We start from the raw sequence: 22,989 nt of genomic DNA, 5'->3' as shown, positions 1-22,989 counted from the left end.
CTCAGCCTAGAGGTGATCTCAGGACGCCAGGTGCAGGGGCAGCCGCGCACGGACCCGCCACTCGCCGTCCCGGGGCCCGGTCTCGGCGACACCACCCAGGAGCGCGGCCCGCTCCCGGATGCCGCGCAGGCCGCGGCCCCGACCACCCGGTACGGCACCGGCGGCGTCTGCGGGGACCGGCGCGGGCAGTGGGTTGCGTATGTCCAGCTCCAGCTCGTCCCGTGAGGCCGCGATGCGGACGGACACCGCCACCGGCCCCGCGTGCCGCAACACATTCGTCAGCGCCTCCTGCACCATGCGGTAGCCCTCCCGCGACACCGGCCCCGGCACCTCCTCCAGCGCGCCGTGCAGTTCGGCACTGACCGTGGAGCCCGCGGCGCGTGCCGACTCCAGCAGCCGCGCGGCATCGGCGAGCGTGGGCCGGTCGGCGGAGCGGGTGGTGTCCTGACGCAGCAGCCGCAACGCCCGTTCCAGGTCGTCCAGCGCCTGCCGCCCCGTCTCCTCGATCGCGGCCAGTGCGCGGTCCGTGAACTCCGGCGACCCGGCGGCACGCGCCGCGCCCGCCTGGACCACCGCGACGGTCAGCGCGTGTCCGATCGAGTCGTGCAACTCCTGCGCCAGCCGGTTGTGTTCCAGCAGGCGTTCGGTCCGCGTCTCCAGCGCGGCCAGCCGCTCGGCGGCCGACGGACCCAACAGCCGCGGTGCGGCGGCCGCCATGCCCCGCCCCGCCACCACGGCCACGGCGAACAGGAGGGCCATCGGCAGCGGGGCGAGCAGCAGGTACCACCACTGCGGCGACGCGATCGCCGGCAGGCTCCGGAGCTGCACCGGGTGGCCGGTACCGGCCCCGACGAACACCGCCGTCAGAGCCGGCAGCTGGATGCTGAGCGCGGTCAGGGCCACGCCCGCCTCCAGCCGCAGCAGCAACCACACCGCCGTGCGGCAACGGTCCGCCCAGGTCGCCGAGGGGGTGGTGGAGATGGCGTGGGCGCCGGACCTGCCCGTGCCGCGCCGGCCGCCGGCCGCCCGGCCGTGGGCTTCGTGCGTGCCGCCGGCGTCGTACGTACCGCCGGCGTCGTACGTACCGTGAGCGGCGTGCGGGCCGGGGAAGAGCAGCAGTCGGGCCTGGATGCCTTCGAAGCGGCGCACCGCCGGCACCAGCGCGGCGAGCAGGGCGAGCGGGAGGGGCAGCACCGCGATCCACAGCCACGGCCGGCCACCCGGGGCGAACGTCCCGGACCGGAAGAAGCCGCAGAGGATGCCGAGCACCGAGGCCACCAGCAGGTGGAGCCAGCGGCTGTAGGTGACGGTCCGGAACAGCGGCCGCACCGCGGCACGCAGGGGCGCGGGCAGGGCGGGTACTGACGGCGTCGGAAGCACGCCGACATCGTGCCAGCGCACGCACCGCACCTGCCTCCCCCGGGCGGGGGAGGCGGTCCCCGCCGCCGGGGGACGCCCCGCCGCGGGTCCGGGGGCCAGGCTGAAGCCATGACCTCCATCGAAGTGCAGCGACTCACGAAGGTCTACGGAACCGCACGAGCCGTGGACGACCTCACCTTCCGCGTGGAACCGGGGCGGGTCACCGGTTTCCTCGGGCCCAACGGAGCGGGCAAGTCCACCACGATGCGGATGGTCGTCGGCCTGGACCGGCCCACCTCCGGCACCGCCCGCGTCGGCGGCCGGCACTTCCGTGAGCTGACCGACCCGCTGCGGCACGTCGGCGCACTGCTGGACTCCGGCGCCGCGCACAAGGGCCGCCGGGCCCGCGACCACCTCCGCTTCCTCGCCCACAGCAACCGCATCCCCGCACGTCGGGTCGGTGAGGTGCTGGCGGAGACCGGCCTCACCGCGGTCGCCCGCAAGCGCGTGGGCACCTTCTCGCTCGGCATGCGGCAGCGGCTCGGCATCGCGGCCGCACTGCTCGGCGACCCCGAGGTACTGATGCTCGACGAGCCCACCAACGGCCTGGACCCCGAAGGCATCATCTGGATCCGCACGCTCCTGAAGCGGTACGCGGCCGAGGGACGCGCGGTGCTCATCTCCAGCCACCTCATGGCCGAGACGGCGCTGACCGCGGACCACCTGGTCGTCCTGGGTGCGGGTCGGCTGCTGGCCGACACCCCGATGGACGCCTTCATCCGCGCGCACACCCACCGGCGGGTGCGGGTGCGGACGACGGAGAGCGGCCGGTTCCACACCGAGCTGGTCCGCGCGGGCTTCGAGGCGGTCCAGGACGACACCGGGCGTTGGCTCGTCGAGGGCGCGGAACCCGCCGACATCGGCGCGCTCGCCTCGCGGCACGGAATTCCGGTGCTGGAACTCGCCGACGAGGCACCGTCGCTGGAGGACGCCTATCTCCGCCTGACCGCGGACGCCGCGCAGTACACGACCACCACTCCGCAGACGCTGCACCAGGAGGTGTGAGCATGCCGTTCGCCGCCGTACTCCGCTCCGAGTGGACGAAGGTCCACTCGCTGCGCTCCCTCTCCTCCAGCCTGCTGGTCGTCCTGGTGCTGACCGCCGGGATCGGGGCCCTGGTCTGCGGTTCGACCGACGTCGCCGGCGAGCCCCCGGACTTCGACCCGGTCTTCACCTCGTACTTCGGCCTCAACGTCGGCCAGTTCGGCGCCGTCGTCTTCGGCGTCCTGGCCGTCGCGGGGGAGTGGTCCAGCGGCTCCGCCCGCATCTCGTTCACCGCCGTACCGCGCCGCGAGCTGCTCTACGCGGGCAAGCTGACCACCGTTGCGTTGCTCTGTCTGGCGATGGGGCTCGTCACCGGCTTCGCCTCCGTGCTCGCGGGCCAGGCCCTGCTGGGCAGTGCTGGTGCGAGCCCCGGCTCCGCCGCCGTCCTGCGGTCCGCCCTCGGCTGCGGTGTGTACCTCGCCCTGCTCGGCGTCCTGTCCGCGGGCTGCGCCGCCATGCTGCGGAGCCCGGTCGGCACGCTCAGCCTGCTCGTCCCGCTCTTCCTCTCCGTCTTCCCCATGGCGGGGTCGCTGCCCGCCAGCAAGCAGTGGGGCCAGTTCCTGCCGGACCGCGCGGGCCAGCAGATCCTGCACCTCGTACCCGAAGGGGCGCTGGAGGCCTGGCCGGGGTTGGCGGTGATGGCGGGCTGGGCGGCGCTCGCGGCCGTGGGTGGCCTGATCACACTGGTGCGCCGGGACGTGTGAGGCACGGCCACCGGCGTACGGCCACCGCGGTGCCGTCCGTCTCGCACGGGGGACGAGGCGGACGGCACCGCGGTGGTGGGGCTCGGCGGGTACGAGCCCGCCGGCCGGGTCAGCCGTGGGCGAGCAGCCCCCGGCGCAGGCGGGTGAGGATGCGGGTCAGCAACCGGGAGACATGCATCTGGGAGATGCCCAGCTCGCCCGCGATCTGCGACTGGGTCATCTCCTGACCGAATCGCATGTGCAGGATCCGGCGGTCCCGCTCGTCGAGTTCGTGCAGCAGGCCGCCCAGTGCGTGGACGTTCTCCACCAGCTCCAGGGCGGGGTCCGTCTCGCCGAGAACGTCGGTGAGGCTGCGGCCCTCGCCGTCCGAGTCGGGGCCGTCGTCCGGGGCGTCGAGGGGACCGGCGGTGTAGCCGTTGCTCGCGACGAGGCCCTCGATCACCTCCTCCTCGCTGATGCTCAGCTCGGCGGCGAGCTCGGCGACGGTGGGGTCCCGGTCCAGCGCGTTGACGAGGCGCTCCTTGGCCTGGGCCAGCTCCACGCGCAGCTCCTGCAGGCGGCGCGGCACGTGCACGGCCCACGTGGCGTCACGGAAGAACCGCTTGATCTCGCCCATGATGTAGGGGACGGCGAAGGTGGGGAACTCCGTACCCCGCGTGAGGTCGAACCGGTCGATGGCCTTGATCAGACCGATCGTGCCGACCTGGACGATGTCCTCCATCTGTCCGGTGTCCCCGGCGCGGTTGCGGAACCGCCCGGCCACGAAGCGCACCAGCGCGAGGTTCATCTCGATCAGGGTGTTGCGTGCGTACTGGTACTCGCCGGTGCCCTCGTCGAGCACGGTGAGCCGCTCGAAGAACAGCTTGGAGAGTGCCCTGGCGTCCTGCGGCGCCACCTTGGCGGCTTCCTCGACCCACGGCAGACCGGCGTCCGTGGCCAGGGACTCGCCCTCGGCTCCCGCGGTCACGTGCTCCTCGGTATCCACCACCGCCGGCGACGTCGTCATGCTTCCACCCTCCCGAATTTTTTGCTCGACCCAGGTCTCAGCACCGTCTGCCCGGGCTCAGCGGTTCTATTCCTCCTTCTTCGCGAATTCCGATACCGGAATTCTGATGCAGGTAACGGAGGGCGTCGATCGGCGGCGGATACGGGTGGTACATGGGATATCTCGTGTGATCGGGGTACACGTGTGACACCCCGTCGGCTCATGACTGAAGTAGAGGTGCTGCTGTGCTGCTGCCGTCTCCCGAGACACTGCGGAATCTCGTCGCCCGGTACGAGGAGCTCCAGGTCCGCCACTCCGAAGAGGGCTCCCACGAGACGGCCCGGTGCCTGGAGGACATCACCTACACCCTGTGCGTCTCGACCGGCACCCGGACTCCGGAGGACGCCCTCGCCGTGGCGGAACGCCACCTGGCCCAGGCGGAGCTCGCGACGGCCACCCCGTCCGACGTGGCGCTCACGGCCTGACGGTTGAGGTGAGGGGCGGCCGCCCGAGGTGCTATAGTTGATCTTGAGCGCGCCGCGGAGAAACCTCAGCGACCCGCCTCGCGTCGGTGGTCCAAGGAAAGACGCCCCGCTTCCTGCGGGGAGATGCAGGTGCAAGGCCTGCCCGGCGCTCCGCAATGACCTCGGCCCCCGCCTCTCAGGTGGGGGCCGAGGTCATTTCCGCGCGGGTCGCGGTCAGTTGGCGCCGTCCGTGGCACGGCCGTGCTCGACGGTCAGTGGCGCGAAGGCGATCCTGGTGACCGCCCCGTCCTCGCCCCACCGGACCACGATCTCCTCGCCGCCGGGGTCCGCCGCCACCACCGAGACGACATCGGCCAACGGCACAGCACCGGAGGCCTCCGGTGCTCCGGTCGCCCCGGACAGCGCGGCGAGGGCCGCCACGACCACCGTGGCGTCCGCCTCCCCGACGGGCTCCGTGGTGAGCCGAGGGATCACCGCCCACCGCGTGTAGGCCGTGCCCTGCGGAGCGCGCGCCTCGTCCCGCTCCGCCCAGCCGTACACACCGTGCAGCTCCGAAGCCGGTCCCGGAACCCCCTCCGGCCCCGTCGCCCAGCCCGTCTGGCGTATCCGCGCGCCGTACGGCACCCCCGCCGCCCGGTGCACCCGGAGTTCGTACCGGCCACGCACGACCGTCACGCTGCGCACTTCCAGCCCCGGCACCATCGGCGGACCCGCCGCGAACACCGGGCGGTGCCAGGACGCGGCCCAGCCCCACCCGTCGCCGCCACCGGCCCCCAGCGGCCGGATCCGGCAGCGCACCGACGCCCGCCCACCGACCTCCACCGACAGGTGGTTGTCGGGCACGTTCCCGGGGGCGGCGGGGCCGGTGCTCGTCGAGTAGGCGAACCGCCCGTAGAGCACATCGTGCACCGCTGCGGTGTCGCCCTCGTGCGGGCGGACGTGGTCGCTGCCGTGATTGTGCAGCCGCGCGATGCCGTCGGCACCGGTGGTCTGGATGAGCAGGCCCGGCGCGGGAAGCGCCACCACCCGGTCCGCGCCCTCGACGGGCGCCGCCTCCTCCGTGGCCGTCCACAGCGGATCGTCGGCCGGGGCGAGCAGCGCCACGAACGCCTTGGACGCCCAGTACGGCGAGCCGGGCCCGGAGTACGTCTGAAGGGTGGCGTCGTGCGGCCCGTGCCAGCCCAGGCTGAGCAGTCCGTCCTCGGCCCCCACCCCGCCCCGCGTGACGAAGTAGCGCAGCGCACCGCTGAGCAGCCGGCGGGAGACGCTGGGGGCGAGGGGAGTGTGTCCGGTCAGTGCGCCCAGACCCACCGCCGCGCCGGCGGCGAAGCGGTACGTCAGCGAGCGGCCGAAGTGGATCGGCGCCCCGTCGCCGCCGAAGAGCAGCGAGTAGCCCGCCAGGTGCTCGCTCAGCCGGGGCCCGTAGCGGTCCAGCATGCCCTTGTCGTCCGCGAGGTGGGCGTGCAGCATCGGGTAGAGGTGCAGTGCCCAGCCGTTGTAGTGGTCGAAGGCGCGGCCGTCGCCGTCCGCGTACCAGCCGTCGCCCCGGTACCAGGTCTCCAGCAGGCGCAGGCCCCGCTCGACGGCGCGGCGGGTCTCGGCGTCGCCGCGGCCGACCGACTCCAGGAACCCGGCCACGGTGACGGCGAAGAGGTACCAGTTATTGGGTGCGGGGGTGTGCCGCAGGGCGCCGCGCAACCACTCCTCGGCGCGGTCCTGCACGGCACCGTCGAGCCGGTCCCACAGCCAGGGGCGCGTCAGTCGCAGCCCGAGCGCGACGGACGCCGACTCCACCATCGGCTGGCCCTGCACGTGATGGTCGAGGATCAGCGGCCAGGACTCGGCGTCGGCGCGGCCCGGCGCGCGGGTACCGGCGGCGAGCCCCTCCGCGTACCGGCCGAGGAAGCCGTGCGGGTCGGCGCCGCCCGCGCCCGCCACGCGGAACGCCGCGGCCAGGAAGGTACGCGCGTACCCCTCCAGGCCGTCGGAGCGCACCCCGGACCGGGACGGCCGCCCGGGCAGGTCCAGCAGCGCCCCGCCGGGCGTGGCCCAGCGCCAGGCGGCGTCGACCAGGCCGTCGGCTGCGGCCTCCCAATGGGCGCGGGTGTAGCCGGTGTGCGGGCTGAGTGCGCGGTCCTCGGGCGGCAGCCGGAGGAAGCGGCCGGTGGGTGCGGGGGTGCCGGGGACGTCGGTCATGCCAGGAACGCCAGCCTTTCGCGGTGTACGGGATGGGCGAAGCCGTCGCCCGCGGCCCAGCGCACCACCTCACTCACCGTCAGTTCGGCGAGGCGGCGCCACTCGTTGCCCTGGGAGCCGGCCAGATGCGGGGTCAGCAGGGCGTGCTCGCAGTCCCACAACGGATGGTCGGCGGGCAGCAGCTCGGGCTCGGTGACGTCCAGGACCGCGTGGATGCGGCCGGCGGTCACCGCGTCGGTGAGTGCGTCCTGGTCGACGACGGCGCCCCGCGAGGTGTTGATCAGTGTGGCGCCGGGGCGCAGCCGGCCGATCAGCGCGCGGCTGACCATGCCCCGGGTCGCCGGCAGCAGCGGCGTGTGCACGCTGACGACATCACTCGCCGCGAACAACTGCTCAAGCCCCACGGTCGGCACGCCCAGGGCCGCGGCATCGGCCTCGGTGACGTACGGGTCGTAGAGCAGCACCTGGAGGTCGTACGGGCGCAGCAGCTCGATCACCCGCCGCCCGATCAGCGAGGCGGAGCAAACCCCCACGGTCCGGCGGTAGTTGCCGATCGTGCGGTCGGTGTGCAGCCAGTTGTCGCGACTGCGGGTGGCGCGGTAGTCGCGGGCGCGTTCCAGGACGCGCTTGTTCGCCAGCAGGGTCATCGCCACGGTGTACTCGGCCACCGGCAGCGCGTTGGCCGCCGCTGCCGAGGACACCTCGATGCCACGTTCCCAGCAGGCTTCGGTGAGGTGGTTGCGGACGCTGCCCGCCGAGTGTGCGATGGCCCGCAGGCGGGGCGCGGCAGCCAGCACCGCTTCGTCCACGGGCGGACAGCCCCAGCCGGTGACCAGTACTTCCGTCGTGGCGAGGACCGCACGCGCCCGTTCGGTCCGCAGGTCGTCCAGTACGGGGAAGGGCGCCGGCTCGCACACGGCGGCCAGGGCCGCCGTCTCGTCCGGGCCGAAGACGGCCGTGGCGGCGTCCTGGCTCATGGCGAGCGCGGCGCACGGCCGGCGACGGGCGTCGGGCATGGAACTCCTTCGACTTGTCGTGCTGTCTCTGCTTGTCGTAGGGGTGGCTACTTCACCGCTCCGGCGGTCAGCCCCGAGCGCCAGAAGCGCTGAAGCAGCATGAAGGCGAGGATCAGCGGCAGCACCGCGAGCAGCGAGCCCGCGACGACGACGGGGTAGTACTCGGGGGAGACGGTCGCCGAGCTGTTCCACGTGTACAGCCCCAGGCTCACCGGATACAGGTCCTGGTCGGACAGCATGACCATCGGCAGGAAGAAGTTGTTCCAGATCGCGGTGAGCTGGAAGAGGAAGACGGTCACCACGCCGGGCCCCAGCATGCGCAGGGCCACCTTGAAGTACGTGGCCAGTTCGCCGGCGCCGTCGATGCGGGCCGCCTCCAGCACCTCGTCGGGCACGTACCCCTGGCTGAAGATGCGGCCGAGGTAGACGCCGAAGGGGTTGAAGAGGACGGGGAGGAAGACCGCCCAGAAGGTGTTCACCAGCCCCACGCCGGACGCCATCAGGTACAGCGGCAGGGCGAGGACCGTCTGCGGCACCATCACCGCGGCCAGCACCAGGCCGAACAGCTTCTCCTTGTGCCGGAAGCGGTACTTGTCGAAGGCGTAGCCGCAGGCGACGCTGATCAGCGCGCCGAGCGCCGCGCCCAACACCGCGTACAGCAGGCTGTTGCCGTACCAGCGGCTGTAGAGCCCGCCGTCCATGGAGAACAGGTCGCCCAGATTGGCGAAGAGCGAGAAGTCGCCGAGGGACAGCAGGTCGCTGCTGAACAGCGCGTCCCGGTTCTTCGTGGCGGCCAGCACCAGCCACAGCACGGGCAGCAGGGTGTACAGCACGCACACGCCGACGACGACGTTCACGGCGGTCCGGCCGAGCATCCGGGGACGACGCAGGGCGGTGGGGGCGGTGGCGTGGGTGGTCATCGGGCGGCCTCCTCCGTGCCGTCGGACCGGTTGGTCCAGCGGGTCACGCCGTAGGACAGGGCGATGGTGCAGACGAGCAGGATCACGGAGGCGGCCGCCGCCAGGCTGTAGTTGTTGCGGTTGAAGGCGGCGTCGTAGATGTACATGCTCGGGGTGAACCGCGAGTTGATCATCGGCGTCTGCTGGCCCAGCAGCATCGGCTCGGTGAACAGCTGAAGCCCCCAGATCAGTGTGAACATCGCGACCATGACGATCGAGGACCGCACCAACGGCGTCTTGACCTGCAGCGCGGTCCGTACCGGCCCCGCGCCGTCCACCACCGACGCCTCGATCACCTCGCGCGGCACGGCCTGCAGCGCGGCGTAGAAGATGATGGTGTTGTAGCCCAGGTTGCTCCACACCGCGATGTTCACGATCGAGGGCAGGACGGTGTGGACGCCGAGGAAGTCGACGGTGATGTTCCCGCGCGCCAGCAGCTCGATGACCGGGCTGATGCCGGGGGTGTAGAGGTACAGCCAGATGATCGCGGCGATGATGCCCGGCACCGCGTGCGGCAGGAACAACCCCAGCTGTGCCCACGAACGCAGCCGCACCACGCCCGAGTCCAGCAGCAGGGCGAGCCCCAGGGCGCACACCACCATCAGCGGGATGTAGAACAGGCAGTACGCGGCGACGGTGCCGAGGCCGCCGAGGAAGGTCGGGTCGGTGAGGACCGCGGCGTAGCTGCGCAGCCCGACGAACACCGTCCGCTCCGGGCCGAACCCGAGGCCCGGCTGATCGGCGCCGAAGAAGCTCAGCCACACGGCGGTGCCGACGGGGATGAGGAAGACCGTCACGAGCAGGACGAAGAACGGCGTCATCAGCACGCCGCACGCGCCGAGCCTTCGTCTTCGCGCCCCGCGCCGCTGGGCCGCGGAGGACCGGGGGGCGGCCCGGGACGGTGGGGCGACGGTGTCCGTGGTGGTGGTCGTGGTCATGGTGTCACCTGCCTCTCTGACGGTCGTCAGCTGCTGTGCGCGGTGGTGGACAGGCCGAGGGCCTTGAGGTCGGGCATGGTGCCGCGCTGCGCTTCGCGTACGGCGCCGATGATCGTGCCCTGGCCGCCGGCGGCACGGGCGAACCCGTCCTGCATGACTTTCTGTGTCGCCGTCATCCGCGGCCCCCACGTCCACCGGTCGTCTATCAGCCGGGCCTGCTCCCGGAAGAGCGCGTAGATGTCCTGGCCGGAGTAGTAGCTGCGGTCGAAGGCCTTGCGGCCCACCTCGATCAGCCCGGGAGCGGCGGGGAACTGACTGCTGGTCCCGCTGGAGAGCCGGGCCCGCAGCGCGTCGGGGTGGGTGACCTGCCAGCTGATGAACTCCATCGCGGCTTCGGGGTTCCGGCAGTCCTTGGTGACGGCGAAGGTGGAACCGCCGTGGGTGGCGCTGACGGGGTGTCGGGTGTCCCACTGGGGGAGGGGCGCGACGGCCCACTTTCCCGCCTGCCCCGGATGGGCGTTCATCTGTGCGCCGGCGTCCCAGGCGCCGCTGAGCCGTGCGAGCAGCCGGCCCTGGCCGATCTGGGCGGTGCCACGGGCGCCCTCGGTGGGATTCATGAAGACCAGGTCCTGGTCCCACAGCCGCTGCCAGTACCCGGCCACCCGGCGGCTGGGGGCATCGGCCATGGAGACGTTCCAGGCACCCTTGGACGTGTCGAACCAACGGCTGCCCGCCTGCCATGACCATGCGGCGAACTGCGTCATGCCGTCGGTGGGGAACAGCGCCAGCCTGCGGTCCGGTGCGCGCTTCCGTACCACCCGCGCCGCCTCCTCGAAGTCGTCCCACGTGGCAGGGACGTCCAGGCCGTACTCCCGGAAGAGGTCGGTGCGGTAATGCAGCACCATCGGCTCGACGTCCAGCGGAACGCTGAAGACCCGGCGGTCGAACGTCGTCAGCTGGAGAGCCTGCGGCAGCAGTTTGCCGCGCAGGTCGGCGTCGACGAGGTCGGTGATGTCGCGGGCGACGCCGTCGATCGCGAAGCCCGGGACCTGGGGGTATTCGATGGTGGCGACGTCCGGTGCGTTCCCCGCCCGGGCCGCGTTGCTGAGCTTGGCATAACCGCCCAGCGCGCCGGACGGGACCTGTTGGAAGTCCACCTGGATGTGGCGGTGCGTACGGTTGAACTCGTCCACCACCTCCTGGCTGCCACGCAAGGCGGACCAGAAGGTGACGCGTGTGGTGCTCTTGCCGATGGTGCCGGTGGTGCGCGGCTGTCTGCCGCCGCTGCCGGTGCAGGCGCTCACACCGGACAGGGACAGGGCGGCGAGCGCAGCGAGTACGGAACGACGGCTCTGTTGGCCCGGCATGCGTGCCTCCCGCGGCTCGTTTCGGGACACGGGAATAGTGATCGGAGCTACAGAACCCGGTCAATAGACCGATCAGAAGAAAATAAAGCGGTCAAACGCTCACAAGGGTCGCCGCATACCGCTGGCATACCGCTTCTGACGGTCACTCACCAGCGCAACCGCCCACCGGCGCCGTCGAACCACGCACCTGCAGATCCGGCAGCAGCTCGATACGCCGTACGGGTGCGGGCCGCTCGCCGGCCGGCTGCCGCAGCCGGTGCAGCAACAGCTCGGCCGCCGCCCGCCCCACCTCCTTCTTGGGCGGCGCCACCGCGGTCAGCGGGGTACTGCCCAGCGCCGCCACGACATCGTCGTAGGCCACCACCGAGAAGTCCTCCGGCACCCGTATCCCGGCCTCCTGGAACCGCTGGACCAGCATCAGCGCATCGACATCGCCGTGCAGCAGGGCGGCGGTGGCGCCGCGCGCACGCACCAGGTCCAGGACGTCGGGCTGCGGCCCATGATCCAGCTCGGTGCGTGACCGCTCCTCGGCCTCCGGCACCGCGCTCGGCGAACTCAGCGTCACCGCCCAGTCCTCGACCTCCGCCCGCTCCGCCGCGATCGCGGTGAACGCCGCGCGCACCGCCCGGGCCGTCGGACTGTCGTCCCGCGCGGCCAGCACGATCCTCCGGTGGCCCAGCGCCACCAGGTGCTCGACGGCGAGGTGCACGCCGTACCAGTGGTCGGAGCAGACCGAATCCAACGCGTGCAGCGCACTGCCGGGCCGCGGGCGGCGCTCCATCAGCACGGTCGGTACGTCCAGTGAGCCGAGCCAGCCGTGATCGGCCTCCTCCGCGCCCCGCCCGCGCCACCGCGGCGCGATCAGCAGCCCCCGCACGCCGCTCGCCAACGCCCGCTCCACCATGGGGCGTTCACCGCCGGAGACGGCAGGCGCGATGTGCAGCGCGATGCGCATGCCGGCTTCCTCCAGCACGGTGCGCGCACCGTGCAGGGTCTCGAAGAGGTACGAGTGCCGCTCGGGCACCACCAGGCCGATCGCCGGGGCGGAGTCCTCACCCGGCCGCCCGCCCGTCGCCACCGCCGTGGCGGCACCCGTACCCGCTTCCTCGACCGGCACGAGCGAACGTGCCACCCCGTGCCCGCGCCGCAGCTTGCCGGCGCGGTCCAGCTCCTCGACGTCCCGGCGGACGGTGACCACCGAGACCTCCAGCTCGGCCGCGAGGTCGGCGACGCGCGCCGAGCCGCGCGACCTCAGGACGGCCAGTATGCGCTGCCGCCGCAGTTCCACCGGTTCCCGCATGCGCCACCCCCTGTTGTGTGCGTTTGAGCGTTCGGCGGCAGCATAACGATCAGCACCGCTCAGCACGAGGCGATCGGTCGCCTTCCGGCCCCCGACCGCCTCGCCCCTCGCCTCCTACCGCGTGCGTCGCCTTACCCTTCTCCCCCTTCTCTCTCTTCTCCGTCCGCGAACCGCCGCCCGCTGCCACCGGCCTCCCCGCACCCCTCGACACCGCCGCCGCCGGCAACCGCTGGTCGACGTGGCAGCGTCCCTTCCGCCATGACCACGCTTTCGCCGCATCACCTGACGGTGGCCGAGGAACTGCTGCTCCTGGGCCTCGATCCCGCCCGCTCCCGGCCCCGCGTCAAGATGGACCACCTCCGCTACGGCCTGGCCGCGGCCGCGCTCGCGGAGTTGGAGGGGTACGGCAGTGTGGCCGAGGAACGGGGGCGGTTCGTCGTCCTGCGTCCTCTGCCGGTCGGTCAGCCACTACTGGACCGGATACTGGGCGACCTCGCCGCCGGCCCGGCGGGTGGAGCCAACGGCAAGGGCAAGGGTGAACGGCTGCAGGCCTGGCTCCGGAAGTACGGTAGACAGGCGGAGCAGCTCGCCGCCGCCTCCCTCGCTCACCGTGGCGCGATCCGGCTGACGGAACACCGCGCGCTCGGTCTGTTCCCCCACCGTCGCTACGACGTGGTCGACCAGCAACTGCACGACCAGGCGCTCGCCGCCTTCCACGGTTCCCTGGAGCGGGGCTTCCCCGACCGTCGTTCCCGCGCCCTGGCCGGACTGCTCCTGGCCACGGAGGTGGCCACACGTCTGGACGTCTCCTGGCGCGCACGCCGCGAACTGAGACCTCTGGTCCGCGAGCAGTGGTTCGCCGAGGCGGTACGCAAGCAGATCTACTCGGACAACGCAGCCGCCGGCGGCGCGGGTTGAACGAAGACGCTGCCCGCGACGTGCCGAGTAGGCCCGCGGTGTACCAAGTGGGCCCGCGACGTGCCGAGTAGGCTTGCGGCGTGACGAAGTACAAGTCTGTCGATGTGAGCGTCGACGCCATGCTGGACGACCTTCGGACGCTCGTCGAGACCGAGTCTCCGTCGCGCGATGTCGATGCCCTCACCGCATCGGCGAAGGCCGTCGCCGCCGTCATCGAGAGCCGTCTCGGCGGTCGGGCCCGCCTCGTGGAGAGCGCAGCCGGGCCGCACGTGCACTGGTCGGGCGGCGGCGACCCCAAGGTACTGATCCTCGGTCACCACGACACGGTGTTCCCGCTCGGCACCCTCGCCCGTCGCCCCTTCAAGGTCGAGGCCGGCCATGCGACCGGGCCCGGGGTCTTCGACATGCTGGGCGGCCTGGTGCAGGCCGTTCACGGCGTGGCGTCGCTCGCCGACCGTTCGGGCGTCGAGATCCTGGTGACCGCCGATGAAGAGGTCGGATCGCACGCCTCGCGCGCCCTCATCGAAGAACGCGCCCTCGCTTGCGGTGCGGTACTGGTGGCCGAGGGTGCGGCCGACGACGGTGGCCTGAAGACCGGTCGTAAGGGGTGTGGCACGTTCCAGGTGTCCCTCACCGGCCGCGCCTCGCATGCGGGGCTGGAGCCGGCGGCCGGAGTCAATGCCCTGGTCGAAGCCGCACACCAGGTCCTGGACATCGCGGCACTGAGCCGTCCCGACATCGGCACGACGGTGACCCCGACCGTCGCGTCCGCCGGCACCCTGGACAACGTCGTACCGGCGGAGGCGACCATCGTCGTCGACGTGCGGGTCGAGTCGGCGGACGAGAAGGACCGCATCGAGTCCGCCTTCGCTGCACTGACTCCGCGCCTCGACGAGGCGAAGATCGCGGTACGGGGCTCCGTAGGCCGCCCCCCGATGCCCGAGTCGGCCTCCGCCGAGCTGTTCGCCATGGCCCGGCAACTCGCGCCCGGCCTGCGGGGCAAGGCAGTGGGCGGCGGCAGCGACGGGAACTTCACGGCCGCTCTGGGGGTGCCGACCCTCGACGGCCTCGGCGCGGTCGGTGGCGGCGCCCACGCGGACCACGAGTACCTGGTGGTCGCCGCCATGACCGAGCGGGCCGACCTCATCGCCGGCCTGGTGCAAGCGATCCGCAACACGTGAGCACACGCGAGGGGTGGAGCCACGCCCCGCTCCTCGCTCCGCACTCCCCACCCTCACTCCTGGTGCGGGCCTACTCCCAGGGGGCGGGCCCGGTTCCGGTGGCCCAGGCGGTCAGTTCCGTGCCGCTGAAGCAGAGGATGCCGCACTGTTCGGCGTACTCGATGGCGGGGTCGGTGAACGAGCTAGTGGTGACCAGCGCCGCGACGTCCGCGCCGTGGACCGTGTAGCAGGTGCCGCCGAAGCGCTGGAGATCCTGCGAGCCGACCTTGTGGCTCTCGGCGTAGCGCTTGCACTGGACGACCAGGGTGCGGCCGTCCGACGTCGTGGCCACGATGTCCGCGCCGAGGTCGTTGGCGCCGCCGACGACCTCGACGTCGATGCAGCCGTCCCGCTCGCACAGTGCGGCCACCGCGTTCTCGAACTCGTACGCGTCCATGGCCGCGTAGTCCGCCACGTACACGGTTTCTTCGGCTGCTTCGACTGCTTCGGCCTCTTCGCCCTCTTCGATGTTCTCGACTTCGACGAGAGGGGATTCCGCCGCGAAGCCCGGGTCGCCCGGACGAGGATCCACGCGCCTGCTCGCGCCTCCGCGAGGACGGGAGCGGGCGATCCCTACGACCAGCGCCGCTACCGCCGACACCACGACGAGACTCGCCACAGGGTGGCGGGCCGCGCTGTCCAGGCCCGTTCGCAGCATCAAGCCGATCCCCACGATGCCGATGGCGATCAGCCCGAAGCAGACGGTCAGTTGGCGCAGGCTGAACGCGGGGCGGCGGGTGGCGGGTCGTGGCCGGCGGGTCGGGGTGACCATGAGCGCTCTCCAGGGCTGGGCGAAGATCGTTTTCTGCAAGTGCCCTGGATGAGCCGAGTTACTGCCGGCGGCCCCGGATCGGTCGTCGGGGCCGCCGTACGGGGGTGAGCAGGCGTCAGGCCACCGGGGCCGGCGCCGGGTACGTCGGGTACTCGACCCCGGAGACGTGCTGGACGACGCGGATGACCTGCGAGGAGTAGCCGAACTCGTTGTCGTACCACAGGTACAGGATCGCGTTGTCGCCCTCGACCTTCGTGGCACCCGCATCCACGATCGACGCGTGGCGCGAGCCGATGAAGTCGTTGGAGACCGCGTCGGGGGCGCTGGTGAAGTCGATCTGGCGGCGGAGCGGCGAGGTCAGCGACACGTCACGGAGGTATTCGAGCACCTCGTCGCGGCTGGTCTCGCGGGCGAGCTGGAGGTTGAGGATCGCGATCGAGACGTCCGGCACCGGGACGCGGATCGAGCTGCCGGTGATCTTCGCCTTGAGGTCGGGCAGCGCCTTGGCGACGGCGGAGGCGGCACCGGTCTCGGTGATGACCATGTTGAGCGGCGCCGAGCGGCCGCGGCGGTCCGCCTTGTGGTAGTTGTCCAGCAGGTTCTGGTCGTTGGTGAACGAGTGGACGGTCTCCACGTGGCCGCGCAGCACCCCGTACTCGTCCTCCATCGCCTTCAGCGGCGGGACGATGGCGTTGGTGGTGCAGGACGCGCAGGACAGGATCCGCTCGTCCGGCTTGATCGTGTCGTGGTTGACGCCGTGCACGATGTTCGGGACGTCGCCCTTGCCCGGCGCGGTCAGGACGACCTTGTCGATGCCGGGGCGCAGGTGCTCCGACAGGCCCTCGCGGTCGCGCCACTTGCCCGTGTTGTCGATGAGGATGGCGTCCTTGATGCCGTACGCCGTGTAGTCGATCTCCGACGGGCCGTTGGCGTAGATCACCTTGATCTCGTTGCCGTTGGCGACGATGGTGCTGTTCGCCTCGTCGACGGTGATCGTGCCCTGGAACTGACCGTGGATGGAGTCGCGGCGCAGCAGCGCGGCGCGCTTCACGAGGTCCTCGGCGGCCCGGCCGCCGCCCCCGCGCACGACGATGGCGCGCAGCCGCAGGCCGTTGCCGGAGCCGGCCTTCTCGATGAGCAGCCGGGCGACGAGGCGGCCGATGCGGCCGAAGCCGTAGAGGACGACGTCGCGCCCCTGGCGGCACTCGATCTTGTTGGCGCCCGTGGCGCCCGCGACGGCCTCGGCGGTGAACGCCTCCACCGAGAGCCCCCGGTCGTCGGCCTTGTACGTCTCGGCGAGCCGGCCGATGTCGATCTGGGAGGGGCCCAGGTCGAGGGCGGTGAGCGCCTGGAGGAAGGGGAACGTCTCGGTGATCGAGAGCTCCTCGCCGGCTATCTGGCGCGCGAATCGGTGGGTCTTCAGGATGCTGACCACCGACTTGTTCACCAAGGAGCGGCTGTGCAGCAGGATCGTGACGTCCCGCTCCCGGTGCAGCTTCCCGATGATCGGGATCATCGATTCCGCGATCTCCTCGCGGTTCTTCCAATTGGTGAACGAGTCGTCGTTGACAGTCACAGGCTTATCTCTCGATCGAGCTAGGCGGTGCTCATATGCTAACCGGTCGTGATCTCGCTCATCCACCGGGTCGGGGGAGGGCGGAGGAGCCCCGTGATCCGTAGGGGCAGCCGCAGGGGCGGCACTGGTGGCAGCCGCATTCACCGGCTCGCGACGCCCGCCATAACGTCAGAGTCATGACAACTCCCGATACGCCGGCCACCGACACGTCGACTTCCTGTGCGCCGGCTCCCGAGAGGGCGGCGGGACCGCCGGGGCGGGGGCGCCGTGGCCTCATCGCATTCCTGGGCCTGGCGTACCTGGGCATGTGGCTGTCCATGTCGCCGCTGCTGGCCAGTGGGTACCTGCGTACGGACAGCCGGACGGAGACCGGCGCGCTGGAGCAGGTGTGCATCGCAGTGGCGATGATGACGCCGGCGCTCGCCGCGGTCCTCGTGATCCGGTACGTGGAGCCGGCCGGCCGGGGGCGCGTACGCGAGGCCCTCGCCCTGCGGTGGCCGTCGCCCCCTGGGCGAGCCGTACGCGCATGCCTCATGGCCCTGGCGGTCCCGGCCGGCCTGACCCTGATCGCTCTCGGCATCGGCGCCGCGGCCGGCACCTACCCGTGGGGCGAGATGCGCTGGTCCGGCCTGGGAGCGTGGGCAGTGGGCATGCTGCTGCAATTACTGCCGTCCCTGCCGCTCTTCTTCGGTGAAGAGCTCGGCTGGCAGGGATATCTGTTCCCCCGGCTGGCGCAGGACGGCCGGCCCCGCCGCCTGCTGTGGGCCTACCCGGCCACCGGCGTCGTCTTCGCGCTGTGGCACCTGCCCACACTCCTGATGGGCGGCCAGTACCCAGGTCGTCCCTGGTATGTGTCCGTGCCCGCGATGCTGGTGAGCTGCACGCTCGCACTGCCGATCCTCACCTGGCTACGGCTGCGCTCGGGCTCGGTGATCCCCGCGGTCGTCGGCCACGCCTTCGTCAGTACGGTCAGCGTGAGCATGGTCAAGGAATTCGCCGACCAGGACGTGACGCCGGACCCCTTGCGGATGGGGCTCTTCGGCTGGCCCGGCTGGATCGCCATGGCCGCCTTCGTGGCGTTCCTGGCCGCTACGGGCCGACTCCGGCACCCCGGCGCGACGGCGCCTCGTCCCGGTCGCTCGCCAGCCAGAGGAACAGCGGGGGGAGGACCAGTTCGATGATCGTCAGCACCACCTGGAACCAGTGCGGCCACCCTTGCGCGGCGAGCGACAGCAGACGCCCGATCGCGCCCAGCAGGAACACCGCGGAGAGCCACCGTACGGCTGTCGCGGGGACCGGTGACTGCCGGGCGGCCCAGAGCCAGGCGAGGCCGTACCCGGCGAAGATCGCGCCGAAGAACCGTCCGAGACTGTCGATGGTCGGGCCGGCCGAGCTCGCGCCCGGAATGGCGGCGTTCCCGAGCAGTACGTGGAAGAGCCCGATCGCCACGCAGGCGTACCCCATCACCATCGCCAGTCCGCGAAGCGTCTTGCCTCTGGTCATCTTCGGCCCCTTGTCCCTTCGTCGACCGCATCGGGTCGACAGCCGACCGCGTAAGTTGACACGTGTCTACTAAGCTTGCCAACCGGTAGACGTGTGTCAACTAACATGCGGCTGTGTCTTCGCGTCAGCGCCTCGGTCCAGCCGAACGCCGTGCCCAGCTCCTCGCCGTCGCCGCCCGGCTCTTCGCCGCGCAGCCCTACGACGAGGTGCTGATGGAGGAGGTCGCCGAGCAGGCCGGCGTCTCCCGGGCACTGCTCTACCGCCACTTCCCGAGCAAACGGGACCTCTTCGCCGCGCTCTACCAGCAGGTGGCCGAGCAGCTGCTCGCCAAGACCCGGCTCGACCCCGCCGACTCGCTGGTCGAGCAACTCACCGAGGGCCTGGACGCCCACATCGAGTACTTCGCGGAGAACCGCCACACCGTGCTCGCGGCGAATCGGGTACTGGCCGGTGACCGGCTGATCCAGACCATCATCGCCGGCGAACTCGACGCGCTGCGTGAGCGGTTGCTCGGTGCGCTCGCCCTCACCGACGACAACACCCGAGCGGCGGTGTCGGGCGTACTGAAAAGCTGGCTGGTGTTCGTCCAGGTGCTGTGCGTGGACTGGCTCACCGAGGAGACCTGTACCCGCGCCGAACTGCGCGACGTATGCATCGGTGCCGTACTGGGCGCCATCCGCCCGCTCCTCGACGAGGACCCGGCCCCGGGCCGGGCGCACTGACAGCTGCCGGGGCCGTGCGCTGTCGGCGACCTGCCGGCGGCGTCGCCGAGGTGTAGGGAGTCTGTCGGCGGCTGCTGCGATCTTCGCGGCAGGACCGGGCCCGCCGGGCCGTCCCACCTCCTCCCCTCCCGCAAGGAGCCGTCGCATGACACCCGTATCCCCGCACCTTCCCTGGAACGTCCACCGACTTCCGCGGGCCGAGGGCCGCACCTTCCTCGTCACCGGGGGAAACGCGGGGATCGGGTACTTCGTGGCGGAGCAGCTCGCCGGGACGGGGGCCATGGTCGTCCTGGGCAGCCGGAACGCCGGCAGGGCCCGGGCCGCGATGGACTCGATCCGGGCCCGCGTGCCCGGTGCCCGGCTGCGCCATCTGCGGCTCGACCTGGCAGACCTGGCATCGCTCCCGAGCGCTCCCGACGCGCTGGCCGCGGACCGCCTGGACGCGGTGGTCCTCAACGCCGGAGTGGCCCTCGACGACCCGCCGCGGCAGGTCACCAAGGACGGCCACGAGGTCATGTTCGGCACCAACCACCTCGGCCACTTCGCCCTGACCGGATGGCTGGCGCCGCTGCTGACGGCCGCGCCGGCGGGACGCGTCGTCACGGTCGGCAGCTTCGCGGCCAGGTCCGAGCGGCTGGACCTGGAGGACCTGCAGTCGACTCGGGACTACCGGCCCAAACGGACCTACGGGCGCTCCAAGCTGGCGCAGACGTACTTCGCGTGCGAGCTCGACCGGCGGCTGCGGGCGAGCGGCAGCCCGGTGCTGAGCGTGGTGGCCCACCCCGGCGGCGCGCTGGACTCTCTCACGCCCGCACGCCCGCCGGTGCACGAGAGGAGCGTCGGCGACCGGCTGCGCGGTCTGCCCGCCGGCCTGCTCGTCCAGGGCAAGGACGCCGGGGCGTGGCCCATGGTGCGCGCCGTCCTCGACCCAACGGTGCAAGGCGGTCAGCTCTGGGAGCCGAGAGTCTTCGGCCTGCGCGGCCGCCCTCGGCCCACTTCCGTCCGGGGCCACTACGCGGACCCCGAGGCCGCAACCCGCCTGTGGGAGGCCAGTTGCGAACTGACCGGAGTCGCCCCGCACTTCGGCGCCCGATGACGCACCGCCGACCACCCCGGGCACACCGCGACGACGGCCGGCCGCCGGGCTACGCGGAAGTCGCCAGTAACGCGCTGTTCCCGGAGGTCTGCCGGCTACGGCGTGCCGAGGGGCTGAGGCGGAGGCGGTGCGGATCCCACCACCAGGAGATGGCGCTGATGGCCAGCGGTTCGGCCCGCGCGTCGGTAGGCATCGACGCGAACGTGCTCGGCAGGCCCGCGGGATCGTGCGGTGTGGTGTAGCGGTGGCTGCTGACGCCCCAGTCCAGTGAGGCGCGTACGAAGTTTCCCAGGCTGTCGAGGTACTGGCGCAGCTGCGGACCGGACTGGGAAGCCAGTGCGGAGCACACTCGCTGGAAGTGCACCATCACGCGGTCGCGCTGCGCGATCGCCGTGGAGACCGCCTGGGCGAGGGAGAGGCCGTGATGGTGCGTCAGGACGCGGAGCACGTTGAGGTAGTAGTCACCCGTCTGCCCCGCTTCCTGCGCCTCCTTGTGAGCGGACAGCAGGTCGTTGTCCCAGGTGATGATGAACGAGGCCATCTGGGCCGCGGCACGCGTCGCGGGATGCGCGCGCTCCTGGGGCGACAGCTCGTACCCGTACCCCATTTCCAGCAGTGGCAGTACGACCGTGGTGGCGCCGTCGTACAGCCGCATCAGCGTGTAGTCCTCCAGGTCGGGCACGCTGCCGGCCAAGCGGTGGCCGGCCTCCCAGACGACCGAAAGGGCGTACTCTCGCAGCGCGTTGACCCATTGGGTGACCTGACCGGCGGTCCCGTACCGCGCCACCCGTGCGTGCAGGTCCCGCAACCCCTTGGCCAGCGGGTCGTCCGTCAGCAGAGCCGCCTCCGGATTCTCGGCCACCCACAGCAGGCGTTGCAGGGCGGCGGTGAGCGCGCCCGGAGCCCGGCCGAGCTCGCCCTCTTCGATCACGCCGTCGTCCACGAGGAACAGCCACAGCACGAAATCGCCCAGGAGTTGCGCGACATCCTCACGGCCGGTCGGGAGGATGCGCGCGGCGAAGACGCCGATGTCCTGCTCGGCGAGCCGTTCGCTCAGCCGCGTACCGCCCCCGTACCGGCGTGCCCAGGCGGCGGTACGGTTGTCGATGGCCGTGTGGCGCGGGTGGACGGCGGGCGGGATCGGCGCGTAGAGCGGGGGTATCCGAGGGGTCGGGGTGGTAGCCGGTGGGTCTGTCAGCGGACTCATCTGGCGGCCCTCCTGAGGCGGTTCGGTCACTCCCCCGGGGCGTCACGCGGACACCCAGTGTGATCAACAAACCGCATGTTATGCGCCACCGCACATTGATCCAATAGGGGAAAGGTCACGCGTAAGTACGGCGTGAAGTGGGCAGACCGGCCGACAGGAAAACGGTGCTGACCGGCAGATTTCCCCCGTGGAGGGAGAACTCGAAAGCCGGCCGTAGAACGCCTGTTCGCGAAGTGGCGGCCTCAATGAATCCGGCCAGCGGGCGAGTTACCCCTTTTGCGCTGACGCGCCCTCGGCTCCCGTTCCCCGTTCCTGACCCGTCCCCCTCTCCGTTCCCGTCACTGTCCGCGCCAGATGTTGTCGAAGGCGGCAGCTTCGATGGTTCGGCGTTGCCGTACGGCTTCCAGCTCCGTCACCGCCCCGTTGACGGCGGCGAGTACGGTCGCCACCGCTTCGTCGGCGAAACTCGGGGACTCCTCGGCCGGAACCGATGCGTTGTGGACCCCGGCAGCGGCCGCGAGAGTGGCGAGGACGGGGTCGCCGGACGCCCAGCGGGCGGTTGCGCGGCGGCGGGCGGGGGAGTCGGCCGCCAGTGCCGGCCCGGTGTGCCGGAGGGGGAACCAGCGGCGGCGCTGTCGAACGACGCGCTCCGGGGTGCCTGTGGCGTTCTCCGCTGCCGCCAATTCGGCCAGCGCGGCCCGGTAGACCGCGGAGAGGCCGCGGCCTCGGCGCCACAGCCAGTCGTCGACCGACTCATAGGGCATCCGACGAATCAGCAGTGCAGCGGCCTCGTCGAGCTGACGGTCCGCCAGTGTCCGCGCTCCGCCCGGCGCGATGCGGTCGCCGTCCAGTACCAGCATCCCGGCGTCCATGAGGTCGATCAGCTCGGCTCCCGCGAGGGCGAGCGAGAGGTCGCCCGGATCCACTGGAGGATCGGAAGCCACGTCCAGGGCGACGATCGACAAATCCCGCGGTGTGGTCATGAACGGCTCCGGGTGAGAGGCGTGGCATCGGGGGCGACACGTCGCCGAGTGGCCGACCGATGTGGGTTTCCGCTGATCAGGAGCTGCGACTTACGTGCTGACTGTACCCCTCACCCGCATGCCGACGCCCGAAGCGCGCACCGCCCTGTGCGGCCCCTGCTGCCCCCGGCGCGCGGAAAGCGACGCGCAGTGGTCAACTGGACGATGTTGATCAAGTCGATCCCTCGCGGGCACCAGGGAGAACGGAGCGGTCCATGGCCTGGGTGGTACTCATCGTGTCGGGCGTCCTGGAGACGGTCTGGGCGACGGCTCTAGAGGCGTCCAAGAACTTCTCGCGGCTGTGGCCCTCCGTGCTCTTCCTCTGTGCGCTCGCGCTCAGCATGGGCGGCCTCTCGTACGCGGTGAATCACATCCCGCTCGGTACCGCTTACGGAGTGTGGGTGGGCATCGGTGCCGTGGGGACCGCCGTGTACGGGATGGCGGTGCTCGGCGACCCGGTGACGGCCGCGCGCCTGTTCTGCCTGCTCCTGATCATCGGCGGAGTGGTGGGGCTCAAGCTGCTGCACTGAGAGGCGGCGC

22 protein-coding genes are annotated in these 22,989 nt (G+C 71.5%); 9 read left to right on the top strand and 13 right to left on the bottom strand.

Annotated features, from left to right (window positions below; all coding sequences use genetic code 11):
• Positions 1-18 precede the first annotated feature (18 nt).
• Positions 19-1,380, bottom strand: a complete 1,362-nt coding sequence (locus tag IF20_RS00210; protein ID WP_234426432.1) for a sensor histidine kinase — start codon at positions 1,378-1,380, stop codon at positions 19-21.
• Positions 1,381-1,488: 108 nt separating this feature from the next.
• Between IF20_RS00210 and IF20_RS00205 the strand changes: the two genes are divergently transcribed.
• Together IF20_RS00205 and IF20_RS00200 are read left to right on the top strand one after the other, a co-directional pair.
• Positions 1,489-2,424 carry an ABC transporter ATP-binding protein gene (locus IF20_RS00205; RefSeq protein ID WP_052862830.1) on the top strand — a complete coding sequence of 312 codons (936 nt, stop codon included), beginning with the start codon at positions 1,489-1,491 and terminating at the stop codon, positions 2,422-2,424.
• Between the two features lie 2 nt (positions 2,425-2,426).
• Positions 2,427-3,167 (top strand): ABC transporter permease family protein, encoded by a 741-nt coding sequence (locus tag IF20_RS00200; RefSeq protein ID WP_052862829.1) that lies wholly within the window; start codon positions 2,427-2,429, stop codon positions 3,165-3,167.
• 109 nt (positions 3,168-3,276) lie between these two features.
• Here the strand turns inward: IF20_RS00200 and IF20_RS00195 are convergent, their stop codons facing one another.
• Positions 3,277-4,173 (bottom strand): RNA polymerase sigma factor SigF, encoded by an 897-nt coding sequence (locus IF20_RS00195; RefSeq protein WP_110943641.1) that lies wholly within the window; start codon positions 4,171-4,173, stop codon positions 3,277-3,279.
• Between the two features lie 224 nt (positions 4,174-4,397).
• On the opposite strand from IF20_RS00195, the gene IF20_RS00190 reads away from it, so the two are divergent.
• Positions 4,398-4,637 (top strand): DUF5133 domain-containing protein, encoded by a 240-nt coding sequence (locus IF20_RS00190; protein WP_052862828.1) that lies wholly within the window; start codon positions 4,398-4,400, stop codon positions 4,635-4,637.
• Positions 4,638-4,850: 213 nt separating this feature from the next.
• Here IF20_RS00190 and IF20_RS00185 read toward each other — a convergent pair whose 3' ends face one another.
• The 6 genes from IF20_RS00185 to IF20_RS00160 all read right to left on the bottom strand — a co-directional run bounded on the left by IF20_RS00185 (position 4,851) and on the right by IF20_RS00160 (position 12,413).
• Positions 4,851-6,833 (bottom strand): DUF2264 domain-containing protein, encoded by a 1,983-nt coding sequence (locus IF20_RS00185; protein WP_052862827.1) that lies wholly within the window; start codon positions 6,831-6,833, stop codon positions 4,851-4,853.
• Positions 6,830-7,849: a hydroxyacid dehydrogenase gene (locus IF20_RS00180; protein ID WP_052862826.1), complete on the bottom strand. Its 1,020-nt coding sequence runs from the start codon at positions 7,847-7,849 to the stop codon at positions 6,830-6,832. The genes IF20_RS00185 and IF20_RS00180 overlap by 4 nt, the downstream gene beginning before the upstream one ends.
• Positions 7,850-7,896: 47 nt before the next feature.
• Positions 7,897-8,769 (bottom strand): carbohydrate ABC transporter permease, encoded by an 873-nt coding sequence (locus tag IF20_RS00175; protein ID WP_052862825.1) that lies wholly within the window; start codon positions 8,767-8,769, stop codon positions 7,897-7,899.
• The gene (locus IF20_RS00170) at positions 8,766-9,746 is read right to left on the bottom strand and encodes a carbohydrate ABC transporter permease (protein ID WP_052862824.1); all 981 of its coding nucleotides are present in this window, start codon (positions 9,744-9,746) and stop codon (positions 8,766-8,768) included. Before IF20_RS00170 ends, IF20_RS00175 begins: the two co-directional genes overlap by 4 nt.
• A 26-nt stretch (positions 9,747-9,772) precedes the next feature.
• Entirely contained in the window at positions 9,773-11,113 is a 1,341-nt protein-coding gene (locus IF20_RS00165; RefSeq protein WP_052862823.1) for an ABC transporter substrate-binding protein, read from the bottom strand.
• Between the two features lie 142 nt (positions 11,114-11,255).
• Positions 11,256-12,413, bottom strand: coding sequence for a substrate-binding domain-containing protein (locus tag IF20_RS00160; protein WP_052862822.1), 1,158 nt, complete (start codon positions 12,411-12,413; stop codon positions 11,256-11,258).
• Between the two features lie 258 nt (positions 12,414-12,671).
• Between IF20_RS00160 and IF20_RS00155 the strand changes: the two genes are divergently transcribed.
• Complete coding sequence (locus tag IF20_RS00155; protein ID WP_052862821.1) at positions 12,672-13,331, top strand: GOLPH3/VPS74 family protein; 660 nt, start codon at positions 12,672-12,674, stop codon at positions 13,329-13,331.
• 119 nt (positions 13,332-13,450) lie between these two features.
• The gene (locus IF20_RS00150; RefSeq protein WP_110943757.1) at positions 13,451-14,512 is read left to right on the top strand and encodes a M20 family metallopeptidase; all 1,062 of its coding nucleotides are present in this window, start codon (positions 13,451-13,453) and stop codon (positions 14,510-14,512) included.
• 70 nt (positions 14,513-14,582) lie between these two features.
• On the opposite strand, the gene IF20_RS00145 is transcribed toward IF20_RS00150, so the two are convergent.
• Both IF20_RS00145 and IF20_RS00140 read right to left on the bottom strand, forming a co-directional pair.
• Complete coding sequence (locus IF20_RS00145; protein WP_052862819.1) at positions 14,583-15,323, bottom strand: restriction endonuclease; 741 nt, start codon at positions 15,321-15,323, stop codon at positions 14,583-14,585.
• 115 nt (positions 15,324-15,438) lie between these two features.
• Positions 15,439-16,899 carry a glyceraldehyde-3-phosphate dehydrogenase gene (locus tag IF20_RS00140; RefSeq protein ID WP_052862818.1) on the bottom strand — a complete coding sequence of 487 codons (1,461 nt, stop codon included), beginning with the start codon at positions 16,897-16,899 and terminating at the stop codon, positions 15,439-15,441.
• A gap of 176 nt (positions 16,900-17,075) precedes the next feature.
• Here IF20_RS00140 and IF20_RS37095 point away from each other — a divergent pair, with 176 nt between their 5' ends.
• Positions 17,076-18,080: a CPBP family intramembrane glutamic endopeptidase gene (locus IF20_RS37095; protein ID WP_199896413.1), complete on the top strand. Its 1,005-nt coding sequence runs from the start codon at positions 17,076-17,078 to the stop codon at positions 18,078-18,080.
• Here the strand turns inward: IF20_RS37095 and IF20_RS00130 are convergent.
• Positions 17,989-18,402: a DUF4345 domain-containing protein gene (locus tag IF20_RS00130; RefSeq protein WP_052862816.1), complete on the bottom strand. Its 414-nt coding sequence runs from the start codon at positions 18,400-18,402 to the stop codon at positions 17,989-17,991. The two genes, IF20_RS37095 and IF20_RS00130, sit on opposite strands and share 92 nt — an antisense overlap.
• Positions 18,403-18,515: 113 nt before the next feature.
• Here IF20_RS00130 and IF20_RS00125 point away from each other — a divergent pair, with 113 nt between their 5' ends.
• Both IF20_RS00125 and IF20_RS00120 read left to right on the top strand, forming a co-directional pair.
• Positions 18,516-19,124 (top strand): TetR/AcrR family transcriptional regulator, encoded by a 609-nt coding sequence (locus tag IF20_RS00125; RefSeq protein WP_052862815.1) that lies wholly within the window; start codon positions 18,516-18,518, stop codon positions 19,122-19,124.
• A gap of 145 nt (positions 19,125-19,269) precedes the next feature.
• Complete coding sequence (locus IF20_RS00120; protein WP_052862814.1) at positions 19,270-20,220, top strand: SDR family NAD(P)-dependent oxidoreductase; 951 nt, start codon at positions 19,270-19,272, stop codon at positions 20,218-20,220.
• Between the two features lie 49 nt (positions 20,221-20,269).
• On the opposite strand, the gene IF20_RS00115 is transcribed toward IF20_RS00120, so the two are convergent.
• Together IF20_RS00115 and IF20_RS00110 are read right to left on the bottom strand one after the other, a co-directional pair.
• The gene (locus IF20_RS00115) at positions 20,270-21,427 is read right to left on the bottom strand and encodes a selina-4(15),7(11)-diene synthase (RefSeq protein WP_052862813.1); all 1,158 of its coding nucleotides are present in this window, start codon (positions 21,425-21,427) and stop codon (positions 20,270-20,272) included.
• A gap of 338 nt (positions 21,428-21,765) precedes the next feature.
• Positions 21,766-22,410, bottom strand: coding sequence for a GPP34 family phosphoprotein (locus tag IF20_RS00110; RefSeq protein ID WP_052862812.1), 645 nt, complete (start codon positions 22,408-22,410; stop codon positions 21,766-21,768).
• A 254-nt stretch (positions 22,411-22,664) separates the two neighbouring features.
• Between IF20_RS00110 and IF20_RS00105 the strand changes: the two genes are divergently transcribed.
• The gene (locus IF20_RS00105) at positions 22,665-22,979 is read left to right on the top strand and encodes a DMT family transporter (protein ID WP_052862811.1); all 315 of its coding nucleotides are present in this window, start codon (positions 22,665-22,667) and stop codon (positions 22,977-22,979) included.
• Positions 22,980-22,989: the final 10 nt, after the last annotated feature.

The organism is Streptomyces niger, assembly GCF_000718305.1.
Taxonomy (GTDB): Bacteria; Actinomycetota; Actinomycetes; order Streptomycetales; family Streptomycetaceae; genus Streptomyces; species Streptomyces niger.
This window is presented reverse-complemented; position numbering and strand designations above follow the sequence as displayed.